The organism is Actinoplanes sp. L3-i22 (assembly GCF_019704555.1).
Classification (GTDB): Bacteria; Actinomycetota; Actinomycetes; order Mycobacteriales; family Micromonosporaceae; genus Actinoplanes.
The window spans coordinates 1136456-1153350 of the sequence record NZ_AP024745.1 but is presented as its reverse complement, the minus strand read 5'-3'; the positions used below and the strand labels follow the sequence as shown (position 1 = coordinate 1153350).

At 71.3% G+C, this 16895-nt stretch carries 13 protein-coding genes and 3 tRNA genes; 3 read left to right on the top strand and 13 right to left on the bottom strand.

The features are described 5' to 3' along the window. Positions 1 to 5 precede the first annotated feature (5 nt). From L3i22_RS05345 to L3i22_RS05325, 5 genes are all read right to left on the bottom strand, one after another. Positions 6 to 1607 carry an FAD-dependent oxidoreductase gene (locus L3i22_RS05345; protein ID WP_221325885.1) on the bottom strand — a complete coding sequence of 534 codons (1602 nt, stop codon included), beginning with the start codon at positions 1605 to 1607 and terminating at the stop codon, positions 6 to 8. Then, positions 1604 to 2611 carry a LacI family DNA-binding transcriptional regulator gene (locus tag L3i22_RS05340; RefSeq protein WP_255657966.1) on the bottom strand — a complete coding sequence of 336 codons (1008 nt, stop codon included), beginning with the start codon at positions 2609 to 2611 and terminating at the stop codon, positions 1604 to 1606. Before L3i22_RS05340 ends, L3i22_RS05345 begins: the two co-directional genes overlap by 4 nt. Before the next feature lie 216 nt (positions 2612 to 2827). Next, positions 2828 to 2903, bottom strand: a tRNA-Lys gene (locus tag L3i22_RS05335). A 52-nt stretch (positions 2904 to 2955) separates the two neighbouring features. Continuing rightward, the gene (locus L3i22_RS05330) at positions 2956 to 3951 is read right to left on the bottom strand and encodes an SEC-C metal-binding domain-containing protein (protein ID WP_221325884.1); all 996 of its coding nucleotides are present in this window, start codon (positions 3949 to 3951) and stop codon (positions 2956 to 2958) included. A gap of 69 nt (positions 3952 to 4020) precedes the next feature. Further along, positions 4021 to 4096: transfer RNA gene (locus tag L3i22_RS05325), tRNA-Lys, on the bottom strand. Between the two features lie 135 nt (positions 4097 to 4231). Here L3i22_RS05325 and L3i22_RS05320 point away from each other — a divergent pair. Both L3i22_RS05320 and L3i22_RS05315 read left to right on the top strand, forming a co-directional pair. Next, entirely contained in the window at positions 4232 to 5479 is a 1248-nt protein-coding gene (locus L3i22_RS05320) for an Ig-like domain-containing protein (protein ID WP_221325883.1), read from the top strand. 144 nt (positions 5480 to 5623) lie between these two features. After that, a complete protein-coding gene (locus L3i22_RS05315; protein ID WP_221325882.1) occupies positions 5624 to 6874 on the top strand; it encodes an Ig-like domain-containing protein in 1251 nt (416 codons plus the stop codon). Between the two features lie 113 nt (positions 6875 to 6987). Here L3i22_RS05315 and L3i22_RS05310 read toward each other — a convergent pair whose 3' ends face one another. Further along, positions 6988 to 7128 carry a hypothetical protein gene (locus tag L3i22_RS05310; RefSeq protein WP_221325881.1) on the bottom strand — a complete coding sequence of 47 codons (141 nt, stop codon included), beginning with the start codon at positions 7126 to 7128 and terminating at the stop codon, positions 6988 to 6990. 55 nt (positions 7129 to 7183) lie between these two features. On the opposite strand from L3i22_RS05310, the gene L3i22_RS05305 reads away from it, so the two are divergent. Next, complete coding sequence (locus tag L3i22_RS05305) at positions 7184 to 7582, top strand: hypothetical protein (RefSeq protein ID WP_221325880.1); 399 nt, start codon at positions 7184 to 7186, stop codon at positions 7580 to 7582. Between the two features lie 111 nt (positions 7583 to 7693). Here the strand turns inward: L3i22_RS05305 and L3i22_RS05300 are convergent, their stop codons facing one another. The 7 genes from L3i22_RS05300 to L3i22_RS54275 form a co-directional block, all read right to left on the bottom strand. Then, complete coding sequence (locus tag L3i22_RS05300) at positions 7694 to 8497, bottom strand: hypothetical protein (RefSeq protein ID WP_221325879.1); 804 nt, start codon at positions 8495 to 8497, stop codon at positions 7694 to 7696. Beyond that, entirely contained in the window at positions 8490 to 9008 is a 519-nt protein-coding gene (locus L3i22_RS05295) for a SigE family RNA polymerase sigma factor (protein ID WP_221325878.1), read from the bottom strand. Before L3i22_RS05295 ends, L3i22_RS05300 begins: the two co-directional genes overlap by 8 nt. Positions 9009 to 9049: 41 nt before the next feature. Then, a complete protein-coding gene (locus L3i22_RS05290) occupies positions 9050 to 10309 on the bottom strand; it encodes a cellulose binding domain-containing protein (protein WP_221325877.1) in 1260 nt (419 codons plus the stop codon). Positions 10310 to 10618: 309 nt separating this feature from the next. Then, positions 10619 to 10694: transfer RNA gene (locus L3i22_RS05285), tRNA-His, on the bottom strand. An 89-nt stretch (positions 10695 to 10783) separates the two neighbouring features. Continuing rightward, positions 10784 to 11374 (bottom strand): oligoribonuclease, encoded by a 591-nt coding sequence (gene orn, locus L3i22_RS05280; RefSeq protein ID WP_221325876.1) that lies wholly within the window; start codon positions 11372 to 11374, stop codon positions 10784 to 10786. A 256-nt stretch (positions 11375 to 11630) separates the two neighbouring features. Beyond that, on the bottom strand, positions 11631 to 12761 hold the full coding sequence (locus L3i22_RS05275; RefSeq protein WP_221325875.1) for a winged helix DNA-binding domain-containing protein: 1131 nt from the start codon (positions 12759 to 12761) through the stop codon (positions 11631 to 11633). 139 nt (positions 12762 to 12900) lie between these two features. Next, positions 12901 to 16878: a hypothetical protein gene (locus L3i22_RS54275; RefSeq protein ID WP_221325874.1), complete on the bottom strand. Its 3978-nt coding sequence runs from the start codon at positions 16876 to 16878 to the stop codon at positions 12901 to 12903. Positions 16879 to 16895 lie beyond the last annotated feature (17 nt).

The following is a 16895-nucleotide window of genomic DNA, read 5'->3' as shown; positions in this document are numbered from 1 at the left end:
GATCCTCAATATCCTGAAATGTCGGGCCAATGCAGCTCGACGCCATCCGCGGCGAGCCGGGTCTGGAAGTCCGCGAGCAGGGCCGGGCTGTTGCGCACCGCGCGTGGGCTCGTCCCGCGATCGAGGCAGAAGCCGGCCAGCGCGCCGGCCACCTCGCCGATGTTCCACTCGACCGGATGCAGCCGGTGCGAGCCGTTGGTGATGTGCGTGGTGCCGATGTTCTTCCCGGCCGGCAGGAGGTTCTCCATCCGCTGCGGGATCAGGGCGCCGAGCGGGATCTCGAACGGGCAGGAGCCGATGTCGACGTAGTGGTCCCCACCGGTGGACGGGTGCAGGTCGATCCGGTACATGCCGACCCCGATCGCGTCGGCGTGCGACACCGCGCCCTTGTCGCCGCGGACGGCCAGCGACAGGTCCTGCTCGACCACGGTGTACTCGGCGCGGATCCGCCGGGACTCGCGGATGTACGGCGCCATGGCCAGCCCGTCGGCGCCGCCGGTGACGTCCCCGCGCAGCCGCAGGCCGCGCCAGCCGGTGCCGCCGTCCGGCCGCGGTGCCTCGGTCTGCAGCCAGTACAGCACCGAGAAGGAGAGCTCGCGGGCGGCCCGCTCCACCGCGGCGGGATCCGCGGCCCCGATCAGCGGTGTCTCGAAATAGTCGATCATCGGCCAGTTCACCAGGCAGATGTCGCTGGCATAGGCGCCCGCGGTGAAGTTGCGCCGGGCGGCGATCCGCCGGAACGTCCACAGGTTGCCGTCGCCGGGGTTGTGCCGCTGGTCGGCCTCGACCAGCCACGGCTCGTCGTCCGGGTTCGGCGTGAAGCTGCGGGTGGAGATCTCCAGCGTCCGCGGATTCGGCGTCTGCCAGGACAGCAGCGGCCCGCCCCAGAACGACGGCTGGTAGTCCCGCCACTTCGCATACTCCGCCGGGCGCTCGATCGTGTGCTCGCCGTCGACGTGATCGACCGCGAAACAGACCGAGAACGCCTGCATGTTCGTCGGATCGGCGACCGCGGGCGCACTCGGCTCGCCGGTCTGCGCCTGGGACTCGAACCCGGTCACGAACTCGGTCCCGGTCAGCGGCAGCAGCTCCCCGGTCTCGGTCGCGTCCAGCACGAACGGCGCCGACAGCGTCACCAGCTCGCCGTCCGCACGCCGCACGGTGACGGCCGTGACCCGATCGCCGTCGGTCGCCGCGGCCACCGGCACAGAACCGAGCAAAACCCTTAAAAGACGATTGCTTCGGTACGGCGCGAGCAGCGCCTCGATCACCGCGACCGCGACCCGCGGCTCGTGGCACAGCCGGCTGACGTGCCCACCACCCGGGTTCAGGTACCGCATCGCCCGGGCCGGCCCGGCCAGCGGGTAGTACGCGCGGTAGTAGTCCCGGATCCCGTCCCGCAACGCCCGGTAACTGGCCGTCACGCCGAACTGCTCGACCCAGCTGTGCTCGTCCGGCGGCACGGCCTGGCTGGTCAACTGGCCGCCGAGCCAGGCGTACTGCTCGGTCAGCAGCACCGACCGGCCGGCCCGCAGCGCCGCGAGGGCCGCCGCGACCCCGCCGAGGCCACCACCGACGATCAGGACATCGGCCCGCAGCTCGGTCATCGAGCCGCCGCCAGCGTCGTACCGTCGACGGGCTCGCAGGTCAGCAGCCGTTGCGTCACGGTGGGAACTCCTTCCAGAAGGGCGGACAACACCTCGACGGCCTGCACACCCATCTCCCGGCGGGGGATGCGGAAGCCGGTCACGGCGAGGTCGGTGGTGGCGGGCCGGGTCGGATCGCCGAGCGCCACCAGGGAGAGATCGTCGGGGACGCGCAGGCCACGGACCGCCGCGCGCTCGGCCAGCGCCACGCCGTCCGCGAACTCCTCGGCGAAGACGCAGGTGAGCCGCTCGCCGACGAGCTGGTCGAGCACCTCGTCCAGCGACCGGCCGGCGATCGGCAGGTGCCGGCCGTCGACCCCGGCCCCGGCAGCGGCCTCGGTGAAGCCGCGCAGGCGGTCGGCGTGCGACTCCGGGCCGGTGCCGTGGCCGACGTACGCGATCCGGCGGTGGCCCAGCCCGGCCGCCCGCCGCACCTGCTCGGCGGTGGCCGCCGGGTAGTCGGCGCCGACGTAGGGCACCGGCCCGCCGGCGTCGTCGCGGCGCCCGACGCTGACGAACGGCAGCCCGTCGTCCATCAGCCGGGCCAGGTCGGCCGGGTCGAGCCACTGCCCGAGCAGGACACACCCGTCGGCCAGGCGCAGCCGGTTGTTCTCGTGGAACATCCGCCGCCGCCCGTCCACCACCGGCGCGCTGGTGACCAGCAGCAGGTCGCAGCCGATCCGCTCGGCGCACTCCTCGATGCCGACCAGGAACGGGTGGTAGAAGTTGCCCAGCTCGGCCGGGAACACCGGCTCGTAGGTGAACACGCCGATGATCCGGTTGTGCTGGGCGGCCAGGCGCCGGGCGATCGGGTCGGCGACGTACCCCGTCGTGCGGATCGCGTCGAGGACCCGCTCGCGGGTCTCCGGGGCGATCCGGACGTCGGCGTCGCTGCGGCCGTTGAGCACGAGCGAGACGGTCGCCTGGCTGACACCGGTCATCCGGGCGATGTCCTGCTGAGTCACACGCCTGCGTGCGGCGGGCATGGCGGCCTCCTGATTTCTCTGCTAATACGCATTAGTTACGCCGGTGTTTCATCCTGTGCGCCCCGGCGACCCGCCGTCAAGCGTTTGCCGAGGAGTAATAGGTATTAGCAGGTTCAGCGGACCGCTGCGGTGAGAACGGCCGGGAACACGAAAAAGGCCCTGATCAAGCGATGAACGCCTGATCAGGGCCTTGATTGGTGCGCCGCGTAGGACTTGAACCTACAACCCGCGGATTAAGAGTCCGCTGCTCTGCCAGTTGAGCTAGCGGCGCCGGCCAACGAGGAAGAACATTAGCAGAGCCCGGCCGCGCCGCCGCCGAGGGGTCAGCCGCGGGACCGCGGGAGGCAGCACTTCTTGTACTTGGCGCCGGAGGCGCACCAGCACTCGGCGTTGCGCTGCGGCGGCCACTCGGTGGCCGGGACGTTGTCGGCCAGGTCGTCGGCGTAGTCGGCGTGGGTCTCCGGGTTCGACGGGTTCAGGTCGTTCGCGCTTGCATAGGCCAGCAGGGCGTCGGCCGACGCCGGGAGGAGGCCGAGGTGGGTGGCGCCGGTCGCCGACCAGCCGGCCAGCGTGCGCTCCACACCGGCGCGGTGCTCGTCCCACGCCTTGCCGTAGATGTCGGCCCGCTCCGGCCACCGGGCCAGCACCTGAGCCAGCTCCGCCTCGGGCCAGAAGAGCAGCACCTGACCGTCCAGGTCCGGGGCGTCGGCCGCCGAGTCCATCTCGTGGAAGAGGCCGTCCAGCTCGTCGTGCGGGACCTCCAGGGACTCCTCACGGATCCGGTGCCGCTCGGCCAGGACCGCGTAGAGCACGTCGACCGGGCCGAAGTCGTCCGCGTCGTCGGAGCCGGGCGCGTCCTCGTCGAACGCGCCGTCCTCGATCAGGGTGCGGGCGGTCTCGGACAGCCACTCGTCGGCCAGCGTGGCCAGTCCGCAGGACTCGAGCGCCTCACCGACGTACGCCGCGGCATGTGGGTCTTGCAGAAGCTCGGGCCGCAGCGCGTCGAAGACCTCGCGCCCCTCCCCCTCGCGTCCCGATTTGACCAGGAGCTCGGCGTAGCAGGCGCGGGACAGCCCGTCCTCGCCCGGGGCGGTCGCGGCCTTCTCGGCCCAGCCGAGGGCGGCGGGCAGGTCGCCGGCCTGCTCGGTGATCTCGGCGGCCAGCAGGTAGGCATGCGCGGCGGCCTCGTCGTCGGCGACCCGGCCCTGCTCGACGGCGGCGACCAGCTCGGCGACGATCGGCGCCGGATCGGTCTCGTCGGCGGACCGGAAGGCGATGGCGTCGAGGTCGTCGATGGTGAGGAGGTTCTCAGAAGGCACGCGCCACCCTATCGCGGGCGGAAACGACGAAGGCCGCCACACCATGAGGTGCAGCGGCCTTGATCGAGTTGGTGCGCCGCGTAGGACTTGAACCTACAACCCGCGGATTAAGAGTCCGCTGCTCTGCCAGTTGAGCTAGCGGCGCCTGGCAACGAAGAAACGGTAGCACGGCCTCGGAAGATCCTCGAAATCGCCTGCTTCCCGCCTTAAGAGGGACCCGGGATTTGCGTTCATGCGTCAGGATGGCTGCGCCGAGAACTCACGAACGGGGCCCCCGACGATGGTTGACTTCCGCCGCAATGTGGCGATACTGCTCGCGCTCGCGGTGACCGTGCCGCTGGCCGCGTGCAGCGGCGACGCGAAGCCGGCCCTCAGCGACCCGGCCCTGGCCGCGAGCGCCGGCCCGGCCGCCGGACCATCCAGTTCGGCCCAGCCGGAGAGCACCACCGCGGCCGGCCCGGCCACGCTGTCCATCACTCCGGCCGCCGGTAAGAAGAACGTGCCGGTGAGCACCGAGATCGGGCTCGAGGTCGGCAACGGCAAGGTCACCTCGGTCAAGCTCACCGACGCCAAGGGCAAGGCGGTGGCCGGCAAGCTGCGCGACGACAACTCGTCCTGGGTGCCGGGCAAGACCCTGGCCACCAAGCAGACCTACACCGCCGAGGTCACCGCGACCGCCGACAACGGCGCCACCACGACCTCGAAGACCACCTTCACCACGATGGGCGCCCCCGGCAGGCGGACCGGCACCGGCCTCTACCTGTTCGACGACCACACCTACGGCGTCGCCATGCCGGTCGTCGTCGAGTTCAGCCCGGGCATCAAGAAGGCCGACCGCGCCGCCGTGCAGAAGCGGATGTTCGTCGAGACCACCCCGGCGCAGCCGGGCACCTGGTCGTGGACGTCGAGCGGCACCGCGGCGTTCTACCGCGCCCCGGAGTACTGGTCGACCGGCACCACGATCAAGGTGCGGATCGCGGTCGGCGGCCTGCCCACGGGCAAGGGCATCTACGGCGACAAGGACCGCTCGGCCACCTCGAAGATCGGGCGCAAGTTCGAGATGAAGGTGGACAACAAGACCAAGAAGATGACGGTCCTGCAGGCCGGCAAGGTGGTCAAGACCATGCCGGTGAGCCTGGGCAAGGCGAGCACCCCGTCCTCCAGCGGCGCGATGGTCGTCATGGAGAAGAAGGCGCAGACCGTCTTCGACACCACCGACACCGACGGCGCGAGCGGCTACCGCACCAACATCCAGTACGCCCAGCGGCTGACCTGGAGTGGGCAGTACATCCACTCGGCGCCGTGGTCGACCGGCGCGCAGGGCCGCACCAACGTGTCCCACGGATGTGTCAACGTGTCGCCGTCGAACGCCCGCTGGCTGTTCGACAAGACGCTGGTCGGCGACCCGGTCACGGTCAAGGGCACCGGCGACAAGCTGGACTACGGCAACGGCTGGACACCATGGGACGTGAGCTGGAAGAAGTTCGCCGAGGGCAGCGCGCTGCCGGTTCCGGCGGACCTCGGCTGAGACGTTTGCGACATCCGGTGTCAGGCTTCGCCGAGGTGCACCGATAGGCATGGTGTGGCGTTCGCGGCACGAATCCGGGATTGGTCAACTGGCTTTGGTGGAGCAGTATTGGGCACCGGGGAGATACGACGCCGTGAGGGGACCATGGAGAACTATCGAGTTCGGTCGGCCGGGCTGAGTGTGCCGGCAGGCAAGGGTCGCCGACGGGTGCGGGCAACACTGGTCGCGCTGCTGGCGGGCAGCTTGCTGTTCACCGCCGCGTGCAGTGGCAGCAAGTCGCCGAGCTGGCAGGGCGGCAGCAACAACGCCGGCACCGCCGAATCTCCGTCGCCCCAGCCGACGCTGAGCACCGTCGCGGTGACCTCGCCGGCGGCCGCCGCCACCGGCATCGAGGCCTGGTCGGACGTCAAGTACACGAGCGACGACCCGGAGAACACCACCGTCAAGGTGACCGACTCCCAGGGCGCCGAGGTCAAGGGCACCGTCGACAAGGACGAGAAGGTCTGGCACCCGGCCGAGTCGATGGACTGGGGCTCGAAGTACACGGTCACCGTCAGCACCCCGCCGGCCGACGGCAAGGGCAACGAGACCACCAGCGACTTCACCGTGATGAAGAAGCCGGCGAACCTGGTGCGCGTCACCAGCTTCCTCGGTGACAAGCAGGTGGTGGGCGTCGGCATGCCGCTGATCATCAAGTTCGGCCGCTCCGTCCCGGAGAAGTACCGGGCCGAGGTCGAGCGCAAGATGACCGTCACCTCGTCGCCGGCGCAGGAGGGCACCTGGGGCTGGATCAGCCCGACCGAGGTGCACTTCCGTCCGAAGACGTACTGGCAGGCCAACACCAAGATCGACTACAAGGTGCAGCTCAAGGGCGTCAAAATGGGCGACGGGTGGTACGGCAAGTCCGACCTCACCGTCGACATGAAGATCGGCCGCTCGCTGATCATGACGGTCGACAACAAGACCAAGAAGATGACGGTCAAGAAGGACGGCGCGGTCATCAAGACGCTGCCGGTGAGCCTCGGCAAGGCAAGCACGCCGTCGTCCAGCGGCACCATGGTGGTGATCGAGAAGAAGGAGCACACCGTCTTCGACACCACCGACACCGACCCGACCGGCGGCTACAAGACCAACATCGACTTCGCCCAGCGGATCACCTGGAGCGGCCAGTTCATCCACGCCGCCCCGTGGTCCGAGGGCCAGCAGGGCAAGCGCAACGTCTCGCACGGCTGCGTCAACGTCTCCGAGGCGATGGGCAAGTGGCTCTTCGGCCAGACCATGATGGGCGATGTGATCACGGTCTCCGGCACCGAGGAGAAGCTGAAGAACGGCAACGGCTGGACCGACTGGAACGTCAGCTACGACACGTTCAAGAAGACCAGCGCGATCTCCTGATCGTCGGCAAACCCCGCTCGGCGCGGGCCCGGTCCTTTGCGACCGGGCCCGCGCTTTTTGCTTCGGTACGGTCGTAAGCCCGGTCCCGGCACCGGCTGGCGCTCAGGGCTGCCTCAACCCGCCGAGAGAACCCTCAGCGCCAGCCGGAACGCCGCGCCCGGCCGCAGATCGGGCCGGCTGAATCGGGGGCAGGGGCGGGGCGAGGTGGTGGTTTCGCGGCGCAGGTCGATCGCCGCCGACGCGAGCAGCACCACGTCCAGCAGCGGCGGGCTGGACGAATTCCTGGGCGAACTCCCGTAGTTTGGGGAGATGTCACGTTTTGCGATCTTTGTCGCGATCGCCCTGTCGGCCGGCGTCGTGGGCTGCTCCGACGAGCCGGCGCCCGAGTCGCCGGCGCCCGGCCCGAGCACGCTCGTCTCCGCGGCGCCCGTCGACGACCCGCCCGGGCGGCTCACCTGTCAGGAACTGGCCGGCGCGGTGCGGGACGCGTCGCTGATGCAGCCGGGCGTGGTCCAGGCCATCGTGGCGGCCAGTGGCACCGCCGACGCCCCGGTCGCGGATGCCGCGACGGCGCTCGGCCAGGCGTACCAGCAAGCCTTGACCTCGCACGAGACGCGGAGCGAGCCGGACGCGATCGCGGCGGTCAGCGCCGCCGCGGCCGACATGTCGCAGGTGTGCGCCGACAGCGGGCTGGACTCGGCGAACTGACCCGCCGAAGGATCGAACCGGCCCGCCGAAGTATTACGGCCGGGCCCGATCGAGGAGATCGGACCCGGCCGGGGGATGCGAGCGGTCGCCGGTGGGGACGGGGATTCCGGCTCAGCCCGCGGTGAAGGCCCCCGTGACCTCCGCTTTCTGGTCGCCCGCCGAGCAGATCGCGCCGTAGAGGTCGGCGCTCACGTCGCGCTTCCCGGCGGCGTGCTCGTACTGCGCGGCGAAGACGTAGTCACCGGGCGCGAGCGTGCCGCCCGGCTTGAGGGTGAACCGGTAGATCAGCGTGTCCTTCTCCTCGGTCACCGTGATCGTGATCATCGCGGCCGGGATCGTGCTCCAACTGCCGGTGTTCGTCACGCCCGCGGTGCGGTCGACGCTGATCGCCAGGTCCAGCGCGGTGATCGCCGCCGAGGTGGTGACCGTCACGTCGCTCTGCGCCCAGGTCGCGGTGGAGTACGCGTTGATCGCTCCGGTGCTGCGGAGGAAGCCCGACACCGGCTGGTAGCTCGGCGGCGCGCTGGACGGACCGGTGTGCGTCCGGGACGGCGTACTGCCGCCCCCGCCGGTGTGCTTCGGCTTGGCCGACGTACGGGACGGCAGCGGCGGCAGCGGAGCGGTCGTGGACGGCGCGGCCGACGCCGTGCCCGAGGTCGCCGCCGGAGCCCGCTTCGGCTCCTCACTCGTCAGCACCCTGATCCCGGTGAACCCGGCGACCAGGACGCCCACCACCGACGCGGCCGCGGCGACCGGGCGCAGGCCGGTGAAGCCCAGGAAAGGGCGCGACGCCCGGACCGGCTCCGGGGCGAACCGGCTCCGGTTGATCCGGTCGAACATCGCGTCGCCGTCGGGCAGGTGACGCTCGGCCTCCCGGCGCAGCACCACACCCAGATCGGACTGGGGCTCAGCCATGGTGACCTCCCGTCATCAGCGGCATCTCACGGAGGAACTCGCTCAACTGGGCGGCGCCCCGCGACGTGTGGCTCTTCACCGCGCCGACCGAGATGCCGAGGATCGCGGCGACCTCCTTCTCCGGCACGTCGAACGCGTACCGGAGAATCACGCACTCCCGGCGGCGCAGCGGAAGGCGGGCGAGCGACGCCCGTACGTCAAGAATTGCCGGGGTGTCGGTCTCGCCCCGCTCCCGGCGCAAGAGACCCAGCCGCAGCAACCCGGCACGTTCCCGGGTCTGCTTCTTGATCCATTGACGGGCGAGGTTCGTCACGATCCCCCGGGCGTACGCGATCGGGCTGTCCGCCGCCTGCACCCGCTCCCAATGCCGCCAGACCTCGACGAACGCGTCCGACGCCAGATCGTCGGCGACCTGCGTCTCGCCGGTGACGAGGTACGCGAGACGCGACAGATCGGTGTGGTGTTCGTCGAAGAAGCGCCTGAAGGCGCGTTCGGCGTCGTCCTCCGGCACGCGGTTCTTCCTGACCGTGGAGGGCCCGCAGGCCGACCGGACTAGCTGATCTTCACCGAGTAGGCGCTGGTGTCGAGCTGTCCCGAGCCGGTGAAGACCTCGGTTCCGGCCTGCACGCTGGACAGATACTTGGTCTTGTCGAGCCATCCCCGCCCCGCCAGGTCGTTGGTGAAATCGGTCAGGTTCAGGTCGGCGGCGGTGGTGTTCGAGGTCCGCACGAACGAGTACACGTCCCAGCCGATGTTGCCCTTGTAGAGATCCCAGGTCGTGCCGGCCAGGGTGACGGTGGCCTGCTTGGTGCCGAGCGGACCGGCCCCGCCCGACCGGTACAGCCAGACCATCACCTCGTCGGAGGGCTGGTCCTGCCAGTCGGCGTTGCCGATGGTGTGCAGCCACAGGTCGTACGAGACGTTCATGACGTTCGAGGTCTTCTGGGTGACCGTGAAGTTCCAGCTCGTCTTGACCGCTTTGCCGGCGCTGAGCTGGATCGGCAGGCCGGTGCCGGTGGTCTTGTTGCCCCAGTGCCAGCCGAGGACCGCGCTGCCGTACGACTTGACCTTGGTGTTGTCGCCGGCCCAGGTCCAGCTGGTGCCCCAGCTGAGGTTGTCGCCGCTCAGGCCGTTCTCCCAGACGCACTGGGAGCCGGTGCCGTCGGCCTTGCCCCAGACGTTGTTGTTGACCCAGTACTTGCCGCGGATCAGGGCGGCGAAGTCGGTGCAGTTCTCGGTGCCCTTGGTGGCGGTGCTCGCCGGTGTCGGGCTCGCCGTCGTCGCCGCGGTCTTCGTCGGCGTCGGGCTGGCCGTCGCGGTCTTCGTCGCCGCCGGGCTCGTGGTCGCGGGCGTGGTGGTGGCCGCGGTCCTGGTCGGGCTCGCGGTCGCCGTCGCCGTCGTTCCGGCGCAGGTCACGCCGTTGAGGGTGAACGTGCCGGGGATCGCGTTGGTCCCGCTCCAGACGCCGTTGAAGCCGAGCGTGAGCGTCGACCCGGAGGCGATCGTCTTGTTCCAGCCGGCGTCGGTCACGGTGACGTTCGCGCCGGTCTGGGTCCAGGTGCCGTTCCAGCCGGAGCCGACCTTCTGACCGTTCGGGAACGCGAACCCGAGCGTCCAGCCGTCAACCGCCGAGGCGCCGGTGTTGCGCACCTTCACGTCCCCGGAGAAGCCGGAGTTCCACTGGCTGGTGACGGTGTAGGTGACGGCGCAGCCGACCGTCTCGGCGGCGTCGGCGTTCAGGACGCCGAAGACCGCGGCGCCGGTGCCGACCGCCACCACCGCGAGCGGTGCGACGAAACGCTTGGCGAGCATCAGGGGGACTCCCGGGTGAAGGCACGAAGGTTGATCACCCACCCAGTTGTTCCGGGCCCGGAAAAGGTTGCGCGCTCCCAAGAAACTTTTTCGCCGGCCCCGCCGCCGTGCCGAGTTCGTGGCCCGCGCTCCCCATCGGGGGCGCTGCGCGTGTCCGGGCTCCGGCTGGCGTCCAGGGCTGCGTCAGCCGGCTTGAGCAGCCCTGACGACCAGCCGGGACCTCGCCGCTTTGCGCCCCCGCAATGGGGCGCGGGAACGGAAAAGCGCCTGACCGCTTTCGCGATCAGGCGCTTTTGCCTGGACTTTCCATGGGGTGATCGACGGGACTTGAACCCGCGACCCCCGGGACCACAACCCGGTGCTCTACCAGCTGAGCTACGACCACCATGACCGCGTGGGAAGAACTCCCCCGTGGTGCCGGTCAATCATAGCCACACCCGCCCCCGGCTCGTCGACCGGGTTACCCAAGGCGTGTCAGAGGCCGGCGGCGATCGCCTTGGCGGTCTCCACGTCCGGGCCGGGCTGCGGGACGAACACGGTGCGGCGGTAATACTCCAGCTCGCGGATGCTTTCCCGGATGTCGGCGAGGGCACGGTGGGACAGGCCCTTGGCCGGCTGACCGAAATACACCCGCGGGAACCAGCGGCGGGTCAGCTCCTTGATCGACGAGACGTCGATCATCCGGTAGTGCAGGTGGGCGTCGAGCGCGGGCATGTCCCGAGCCAGGAAACCCCGGTCGGTCGCGATCGAGTTGCCGCACAGGGGCGCGGTGCGCGGGTTGGGGACATGCTCCTTGACATATGCCAGGACGATCTCCTCGGCCTCACTCATGGTGAGCACCGAACGGCGCACCTCCTCGGTGAGCCCGGATTTCGCGTGCATGTCGCGCACCACCGGCGGCATCGCGTCGAGCGCCGCGTCGTCGGCGTGAATGACCAGGTCGACGCCCTCGCCGAGCACGTTGAGTTCAGGATCGGTGACCAGGGCCGCCACCTCGATGAGCTTGTCCTTGCCCAGGTCGAGACCGGTCATCTCACAGTCGATCCACACCAGAAGATCCGCCACCCGGACAGCGTACGCCGAGATCCGCGCGGCTGTTCGACGTGAGTGTCGCCCCAGCGAACATTCGCGTTAAATGTCCGCTTTAGGGGGTTGACTTCCCGGTTGGACGATTGAGGAGGTAAAGTGCAATTAACGGACGAAGCCCCCCTTCGGTTACTCCGTTCCCCCGGTAAAGGGCCCGCCGTGTCGGCAGCGCGGTGGGCCCTTTCGGGTATCCCCGAACGGTTGCACCCCGCCTGGCTTCGCGCCCCGCCCCGTCTTACTCACGCCCGGCAGCTCGATCTGGGCTGCTCATTGCTTCGGCGGCTCGGGCGGCGAACACCGGGCGGGTCGGCCGGTCGCCGAACACCAGCTTGGCGGCGCCGTCCGGAGACACGAACCGCAGCACCCGCTCCCCCTCCGCCACGACCTCGTCCCGGACCGCCGGCGACCACGGCCGGAACGGGCTGATCCGCAGCTCGTCCGCGGTCCGCTCCCAGGTCGCCGCCACGAAGCCGTCGACCAGGACCGTCGGGCGGACGATCGACCAGCCCGGGGTCACCATGGCCCGATCGCCCGGGTGGATGATCCGGCCGCGGTCGGCGTGGCCCAGGACGGCGTTGTCGAACTCCGGCAGGAAGACCACCGGCGCGGGGCTGTCGGGGTCGGCCAGCGGGGCGTCCGGGACGTCGTACAGCGCAATGCCGTTGTCGTCCTGGAAAATGCTCAGCGGGAGCGCTTTGACGATCGGGGCCAGGCGGGTCAGGCCGGTGAAGACCTGGAGGTCCTTGACGCTCGCCGGCCCGTAGGCCGCCAGATAGCGCAGGACCAGCGTCGCGGGGTCCGCGGCGGCCATCGGGCGGCCGAGCCAGGCCACCGCGTCGACACACCGGATCCGGCCGCGATGACCCCAGAGGCCGGACGGCGGCGGGTGCAGCAGCGGCGTCATCAGGTGGGCGGCCATCGACAGCTCGGTCGGCGGGTGCGCCGGGAACTCCTGCGCCAGGCGACGGCCGAGTTCCGCTCTGAGCAGCGGCTCCGCCGCGAGAATGCCGCCGACGGCGGCGCGGAGAGCGGTCCGGTCCAGCTTGGCGACCCGTCCGGCAAGCCTTTCCAGTACGGGTTGAAGCGTGGGCCGGAGCCACGGGTAGTCGGCGCCGGAGCAGAGATGCTGGGTGCCCCGCAGCAGTGCGCTGCGGACGACGTGGCGGCTCTCCAGGAGCTCCGCGAGCTGCTCGGGCCGGAAGTCGGCGAGGCGTGCGTGGAGGCCCAGGTAGGGGGCGTCGCACTCCTGGCCCTGCAGCGCGATCAGGTGGGTGACGACGTCCAGTGGGGTGCGGTCGGTCCGCCCGGCCAGGAACTGCCGGCGCAGGTAGGTCCGGTTCAGTACCCGGGTGGAGAGGCTCTGCATGCTCTGAACGCTAGAGCCCGTTCCGGCCACTTCCTGTCCGCAATTCGGCTCCCGCGTGGCTCTGGGGCTACCGGGGAAGCGGCGAGGGCCGCCCCGATCGGGGCGGCCCTCGTGGTTCTCGTGCGCGTGTTCGGATCGGTCAGGTCTCGTCCGGGGTTTCCTTCGGGCGGGTGCGGGACGTGGTGCGGGTGGACGGGGCGCGGCGGCGTTTGCGGTCGGTGGCGGCGGCCAGGAGTTCGGCGGCCTCCTCGCGGTAGCTGGGCGTTCGCGGGGACGGCTTGGTCGTTCCCGACGCGGTCGTCTCTTCCTCGGCGGCCGGGTCGGCGGAGGCGGCCGCTTTCGGGTCGTCCTTCGGGGTGGAAGGTTTCGCCGTGGACTTGTCCGCTGCTGAGCGGGCGGTCCGGGGGCGGGGCTTCCGCACCGGGGTGGCCTCGGTGCCACCGGCTTCACCGGCCACGTCCGGTGCGACCGTCGCGTCCGTCGTGGCGGTGGGTCGCTGGATCACCGGGTCCGCCGCGGGGGTGGACTGGCGGGTCGCTTCGTCCACCGCGGGTGTGGGCGGCTGGGTGGTCTCCGGCTGGGTGGCGGCGCGGGCGGCTACCGACTCGGCGGCCTTTATCCAGGCGGCGGGGGCCTTGCGGGCGGTTGCCGAACCGGGCTGGCGGGTGGCCGTGGTGCCGCTTAGGCGGTCCTGGGCGCGGGAGAGTGGGCGGTTCGGCTCGGTGGTTCGTTTCGAGTCGGTGCGCTTGGTGGCCGGCTTGGTCGCGGACTTCGCCTGGGACTCCGGGGTGTTCTCCGGGGCTTCGGTCGGGGCGGGCTCGGTTGCCGGGCCGGCTTCGGTCGCGTGCATCGACGGGCGCTTCTCGGCGTCGGGTTCGGGCGCTTGGTCGGCGGGCCGGCCGAGCTCGCCGGGCGTGCCGGGCTGGTTGAGCTCGGCAGGCTGGCCCGGCTTGGCGGGCTCGGCCTGGATGGCGGAAGTGGGCGGGAGGTCCGGCTGCTTCGGGTCGGACCGCTTCAGTTCGGGGCGCTTCGAGTCGGACCGCTTTGACTCGTGCTGCTTCGGCATCAGGGAGCGCGGCGGGCCGATCATGCCGGCCGAGCCCGCCGACTGGGACATCTCGGGCTTTTCCGGTTCCAGTTCGCGGTGGCCGGCTCGGGGCTCGGTGGCCCCGGCCTCGCGGATCGAAGCGGGCGAGACTTCGGCCTCCTGAATCGGAGGTTCGGCAGCCTCGGCCTCGTGAATCGACGGACGAGTGGCCTCAACGCCCTGGACCGTCGGGTGGACGGGCTCAGACGTCGGGCGAGTGGGCTCGGCGTCCTGGGCCGGCGGGCGCGGGGGCTCGGTCGGGCCGGAGAAGGGCCGGGTGATCTCGGCGGTGCGAGCCGACGGGACCGGCTTGGACGGGGTGGTGGGCTGCCGGGTCGGGAACGGGATGATCGGCGACTTGGGTTCCTCGCGCTTCTCCTTCTCCGTAGCCGCCTCGGATTCCGGGCCGCTCTTGATCGGCTGAGTCGGTGCCTCGCGGTCCGGGCTCTTCTCGATCGGCTGAGTGGGCGCTTCGGGGTCCGGGCTCTTCTCGATCGGCTGAGTAGGTGCTTCCGGGTCCGGGCCCTTTTCGAGAGGCTGAGCGGGGGCCTCGCTGTTCGGCTGGCGGGGCTGGGGGCCGGGCTTCGGGTGCGGCTTGGGGGATTCCTCCGGGGCGGCCGGCTTGTGCTGGATGACCAGTTCCTTGGAGACGGTCGCGGATGCCTGGGACGGCACCGGCTTCTGGTCAGTTTCGGTCACGGCGGTCTTGGTGGTGCCCTGCTCTTCGATCACTTTGCCGGCACTGGACGCCGCGGCGATCCGGGCGGCGCCCTGGGCGGCGGACATCGGAGAAGCCGAGACGTTCCCGGTCGCCGCGGAACTGTCCTGCGCGGCAGGGCTCGCCTGCCCGGCGGAACCCGCCTGCCCTGCGGGGTTCACCTGCGCAGCGGAGGCCGCCTGCGTCGGCGAGGTCGGGCCGGGGGTCTCGGGGTGTTCGGTCTTGGGCGCCGGGCGGCTGCTGCCCATCCGGGTCAGGCCGGTGGCCGTCCAGTCGGTGACGCTCGGGCCGGTGAGCAGGGCGACCCGGCGCGGTACCGGGGCCGGCCACACGCTGCGCCGCCGGACGACGCCGCCCTTTGCCTGCTGCCGACCCGCCTGTTCGGGCTTCTCGGCCGCGGCGGACCCGTCTGCTTCGGCGGATCCGGTGCCCTCGGCACGCGGGTTGGCGTCAGTAGAGGCGGAAGCAGAGGCGGTGACTTCAGCGGGCGCCTTGGCGTCGGCGAAGGCGGCCGGGGCGGCGGGTGCCTTCGCGTCGGCGGAGACGGCCGGGTCGGCGGGCGCCTTGGCCTCGGCGGAGACGGAGGTGGCGGCGGAGGTGGCGGCGGAGGTGGCGGCGGAGGCGGCGGAGGTGGTGGTGGGGTCCGGGGTGGGCTTGGGGGTTCGGGTGAGCTGGTCGGCGGGGGTGAGCTTGCCGACCCGGGTGCGGGCCGCCTCGGCCAGGGCCGCCGCCGCTTGGGCTTCGGTCTGGCGGGCTCGCTCCGGCGCGGTCTGGGCCACCCAGGCGCCCACCGCGGTCGCCTGGAACTCCGGCAGGTCGGTGGGGGCCGAGAGCCGGCGGCGGCCCGGGCGCGCGGCCGGCTGGGCGTCCAGCGCGGAGGACTCCCCCAGCAGGCCCAACGGCGTCCCGGGAACGGGCGCCTGCTTGCCGGCACCGAGCGCGGAAACACCCGAACCAGCCGCCTGCGATTCCGCAGCGTCCGAGCCGGGAGCCTCCGTGTCACGGGTGTCCGGCGCGGCGGCCTTGGCTCCGCGGGTATCCGATGCGGCCGCCTTCGTGCCGCGGGCGTCCGATGCGGGGGCCTTCGTGCCGCGGGCGGCCGATGCGGGGGCCTTCTTGCCGGGTGTCGAGGTGTCCGGGCTGGTGCCGGCCACGTCCGCGGAGTCGTCGTGGACGGTGGCGGGCGGGATCGGGAGGGCGCCGGGCACCACCGGAGTGAGCGTGTTCGGCCGGATCTCCGTGGTCGGCACCGTCATCGTCGTACCCGGGGAACGGGCCCCGTCTGACGCCGTACCGGAAGAAATGGGGGAAACCGGAAGGGAATCGCCTTCCGTGCCCCCGGGGTTCTTCGGCGGCCAGGCGAACTGCGGCAGGGCCGGCGGGCGGATCGGATCGGAATCGGCCAGCGTGCGCGGGCGATGGGCCCCGCCGCGACCGAAGCCGCGGGTGCGGCCCGCGCCGAAGCCGAGCAGCCCGCCCGGGCCGAAGGCGTCCGGGCCGGAGACGTTGCCGAGCGCGTCCGCGAGCGCGGCCGGGACGGCGTCCCCGTCCAGGTAGGCGTCCGGGCCGAGCCGGGGCGCCTCGATGGCGCGGCGCGGGAGCGGGGCGCCGATGGCCAGCATGAGGGCCGGGACCTGGCTGGGCTCGACGACGTAGACGATGTCGCGGCGCCGGCCCGGCAGGGTGAGCACGATCACACCGCCGATCAGCAGGAGCGCACCCAGCGAGAGCAGGCTCCAGGCGGCCGGGTCGAGCCAGCCGGGGCGGGCCTCGACGGTGCCGTTGAGGCGGATGCCGCGGTCGCCGGTGGCGTTCATGATCACCAGGCTGTACGGGCCGGTGAGGTCGCCGGGGTTCCAGCGGAGCGCGCCGCCGCCGGTCCGGGTCCAGAAGTCCTGGAGGCCCGGGGCGGAGGGCAGCGCGCTGCCGCCGCCGACCCGGGTCGCGGCGATCGGCAGCTCACCGGTGCCGACCTGGACGCCGCTGACCTCGGTGTGCGGTACGTCACGCAGATACTCGGCGGCGGCGCCGGACGGGGCCAGGCCGACGAAGGCCGGGCCGGATCCGGTGAGCGCGGTGATCCGCAGCTCGGTGTCCCCGATCCGGGCGAAGGCGGCGTCGTCGCGGAGCAGGCGGTCGACGTCCGGGATGACGATCGCGTACCCCGGTGTACTGAGTCGCTGCAGCTCAGCGCTGAACGCGCCGCCGGCGTCGCGGTGCCGCAGGGCAGCCCACAGGCACCCCCCGGCCAGCAACGCGGGCAGTCCGATCGCCAATAGCAGCATGCCGAGGACAGGCCGGATCAGCCGCATCGTTCATTCCCCCTTCT

What these genes read in the sequence shown, in the direction of transcription:
- L3i22_RS05320 (WP_221325883.1), top strand. Translation starts at nt 4,232, where the DNA reads ATGGTTGACTTCCGCCGCAATGTGGCGATACTGCTCGCGCTCGCGGTG.
- L3i22_RS54275 (WP_221325874.1), bottom strand. Translation starts at nt 16,878, where the DNA reads ATGCGGCTGATCCGGCCTGTCCTCGGCATGCTGCTATTGGCGATCGGA.
- L3i22_RS05305 (WP_221325880.1), top strand. Translation starts at nt 7,184, where the DNA reads ATGTCACGTTTTGCGATCTTTGTCGCGATCGCCCTGTCGGCCGGCGTC.
- L3i22_RS05290 (WP_221325877.1), bottom strand. Translation starts at nt 10,309, where the DNA reads ATGCTCGCCAAGCGTTTCGTCGCACCGCTCGCGGTGGTGGCGGTCGGC.
- L3i22_RS05345 (WP_221325885.1), bottom strand. Translation starts at nt 1,607, where the DNA reads ATGACCGAGCTGCGGGCCGATGTCCTGATCGTCGGTGGTGGCCTCGGC.
- L3i22_RS05315 (WP_221325882.1), top strand. Translation starts at nt 5,624, where the DNA reads ATGGAGAACTATCGAGTTCGGTCGGCCGGGCTGAGTGTGCCGGCAGGC.
- L3i22_RS05275 (WP_221325875.1), bottom strand. Translation starts at nt 12,761, where the DNA reads ATGCAGAGCCTCTCCACCCGGGTACTGAACCGGACCTACCTGCGCCGG.
- L3i22_RS05300 (WP_221325879.1), bottom strand. Translation starts at nt 8,497, where the DNA reads ATGGCTGAGCCCCAGTCCGATCTGGGTGTGGTGCTGCGCCGGGAGGCC.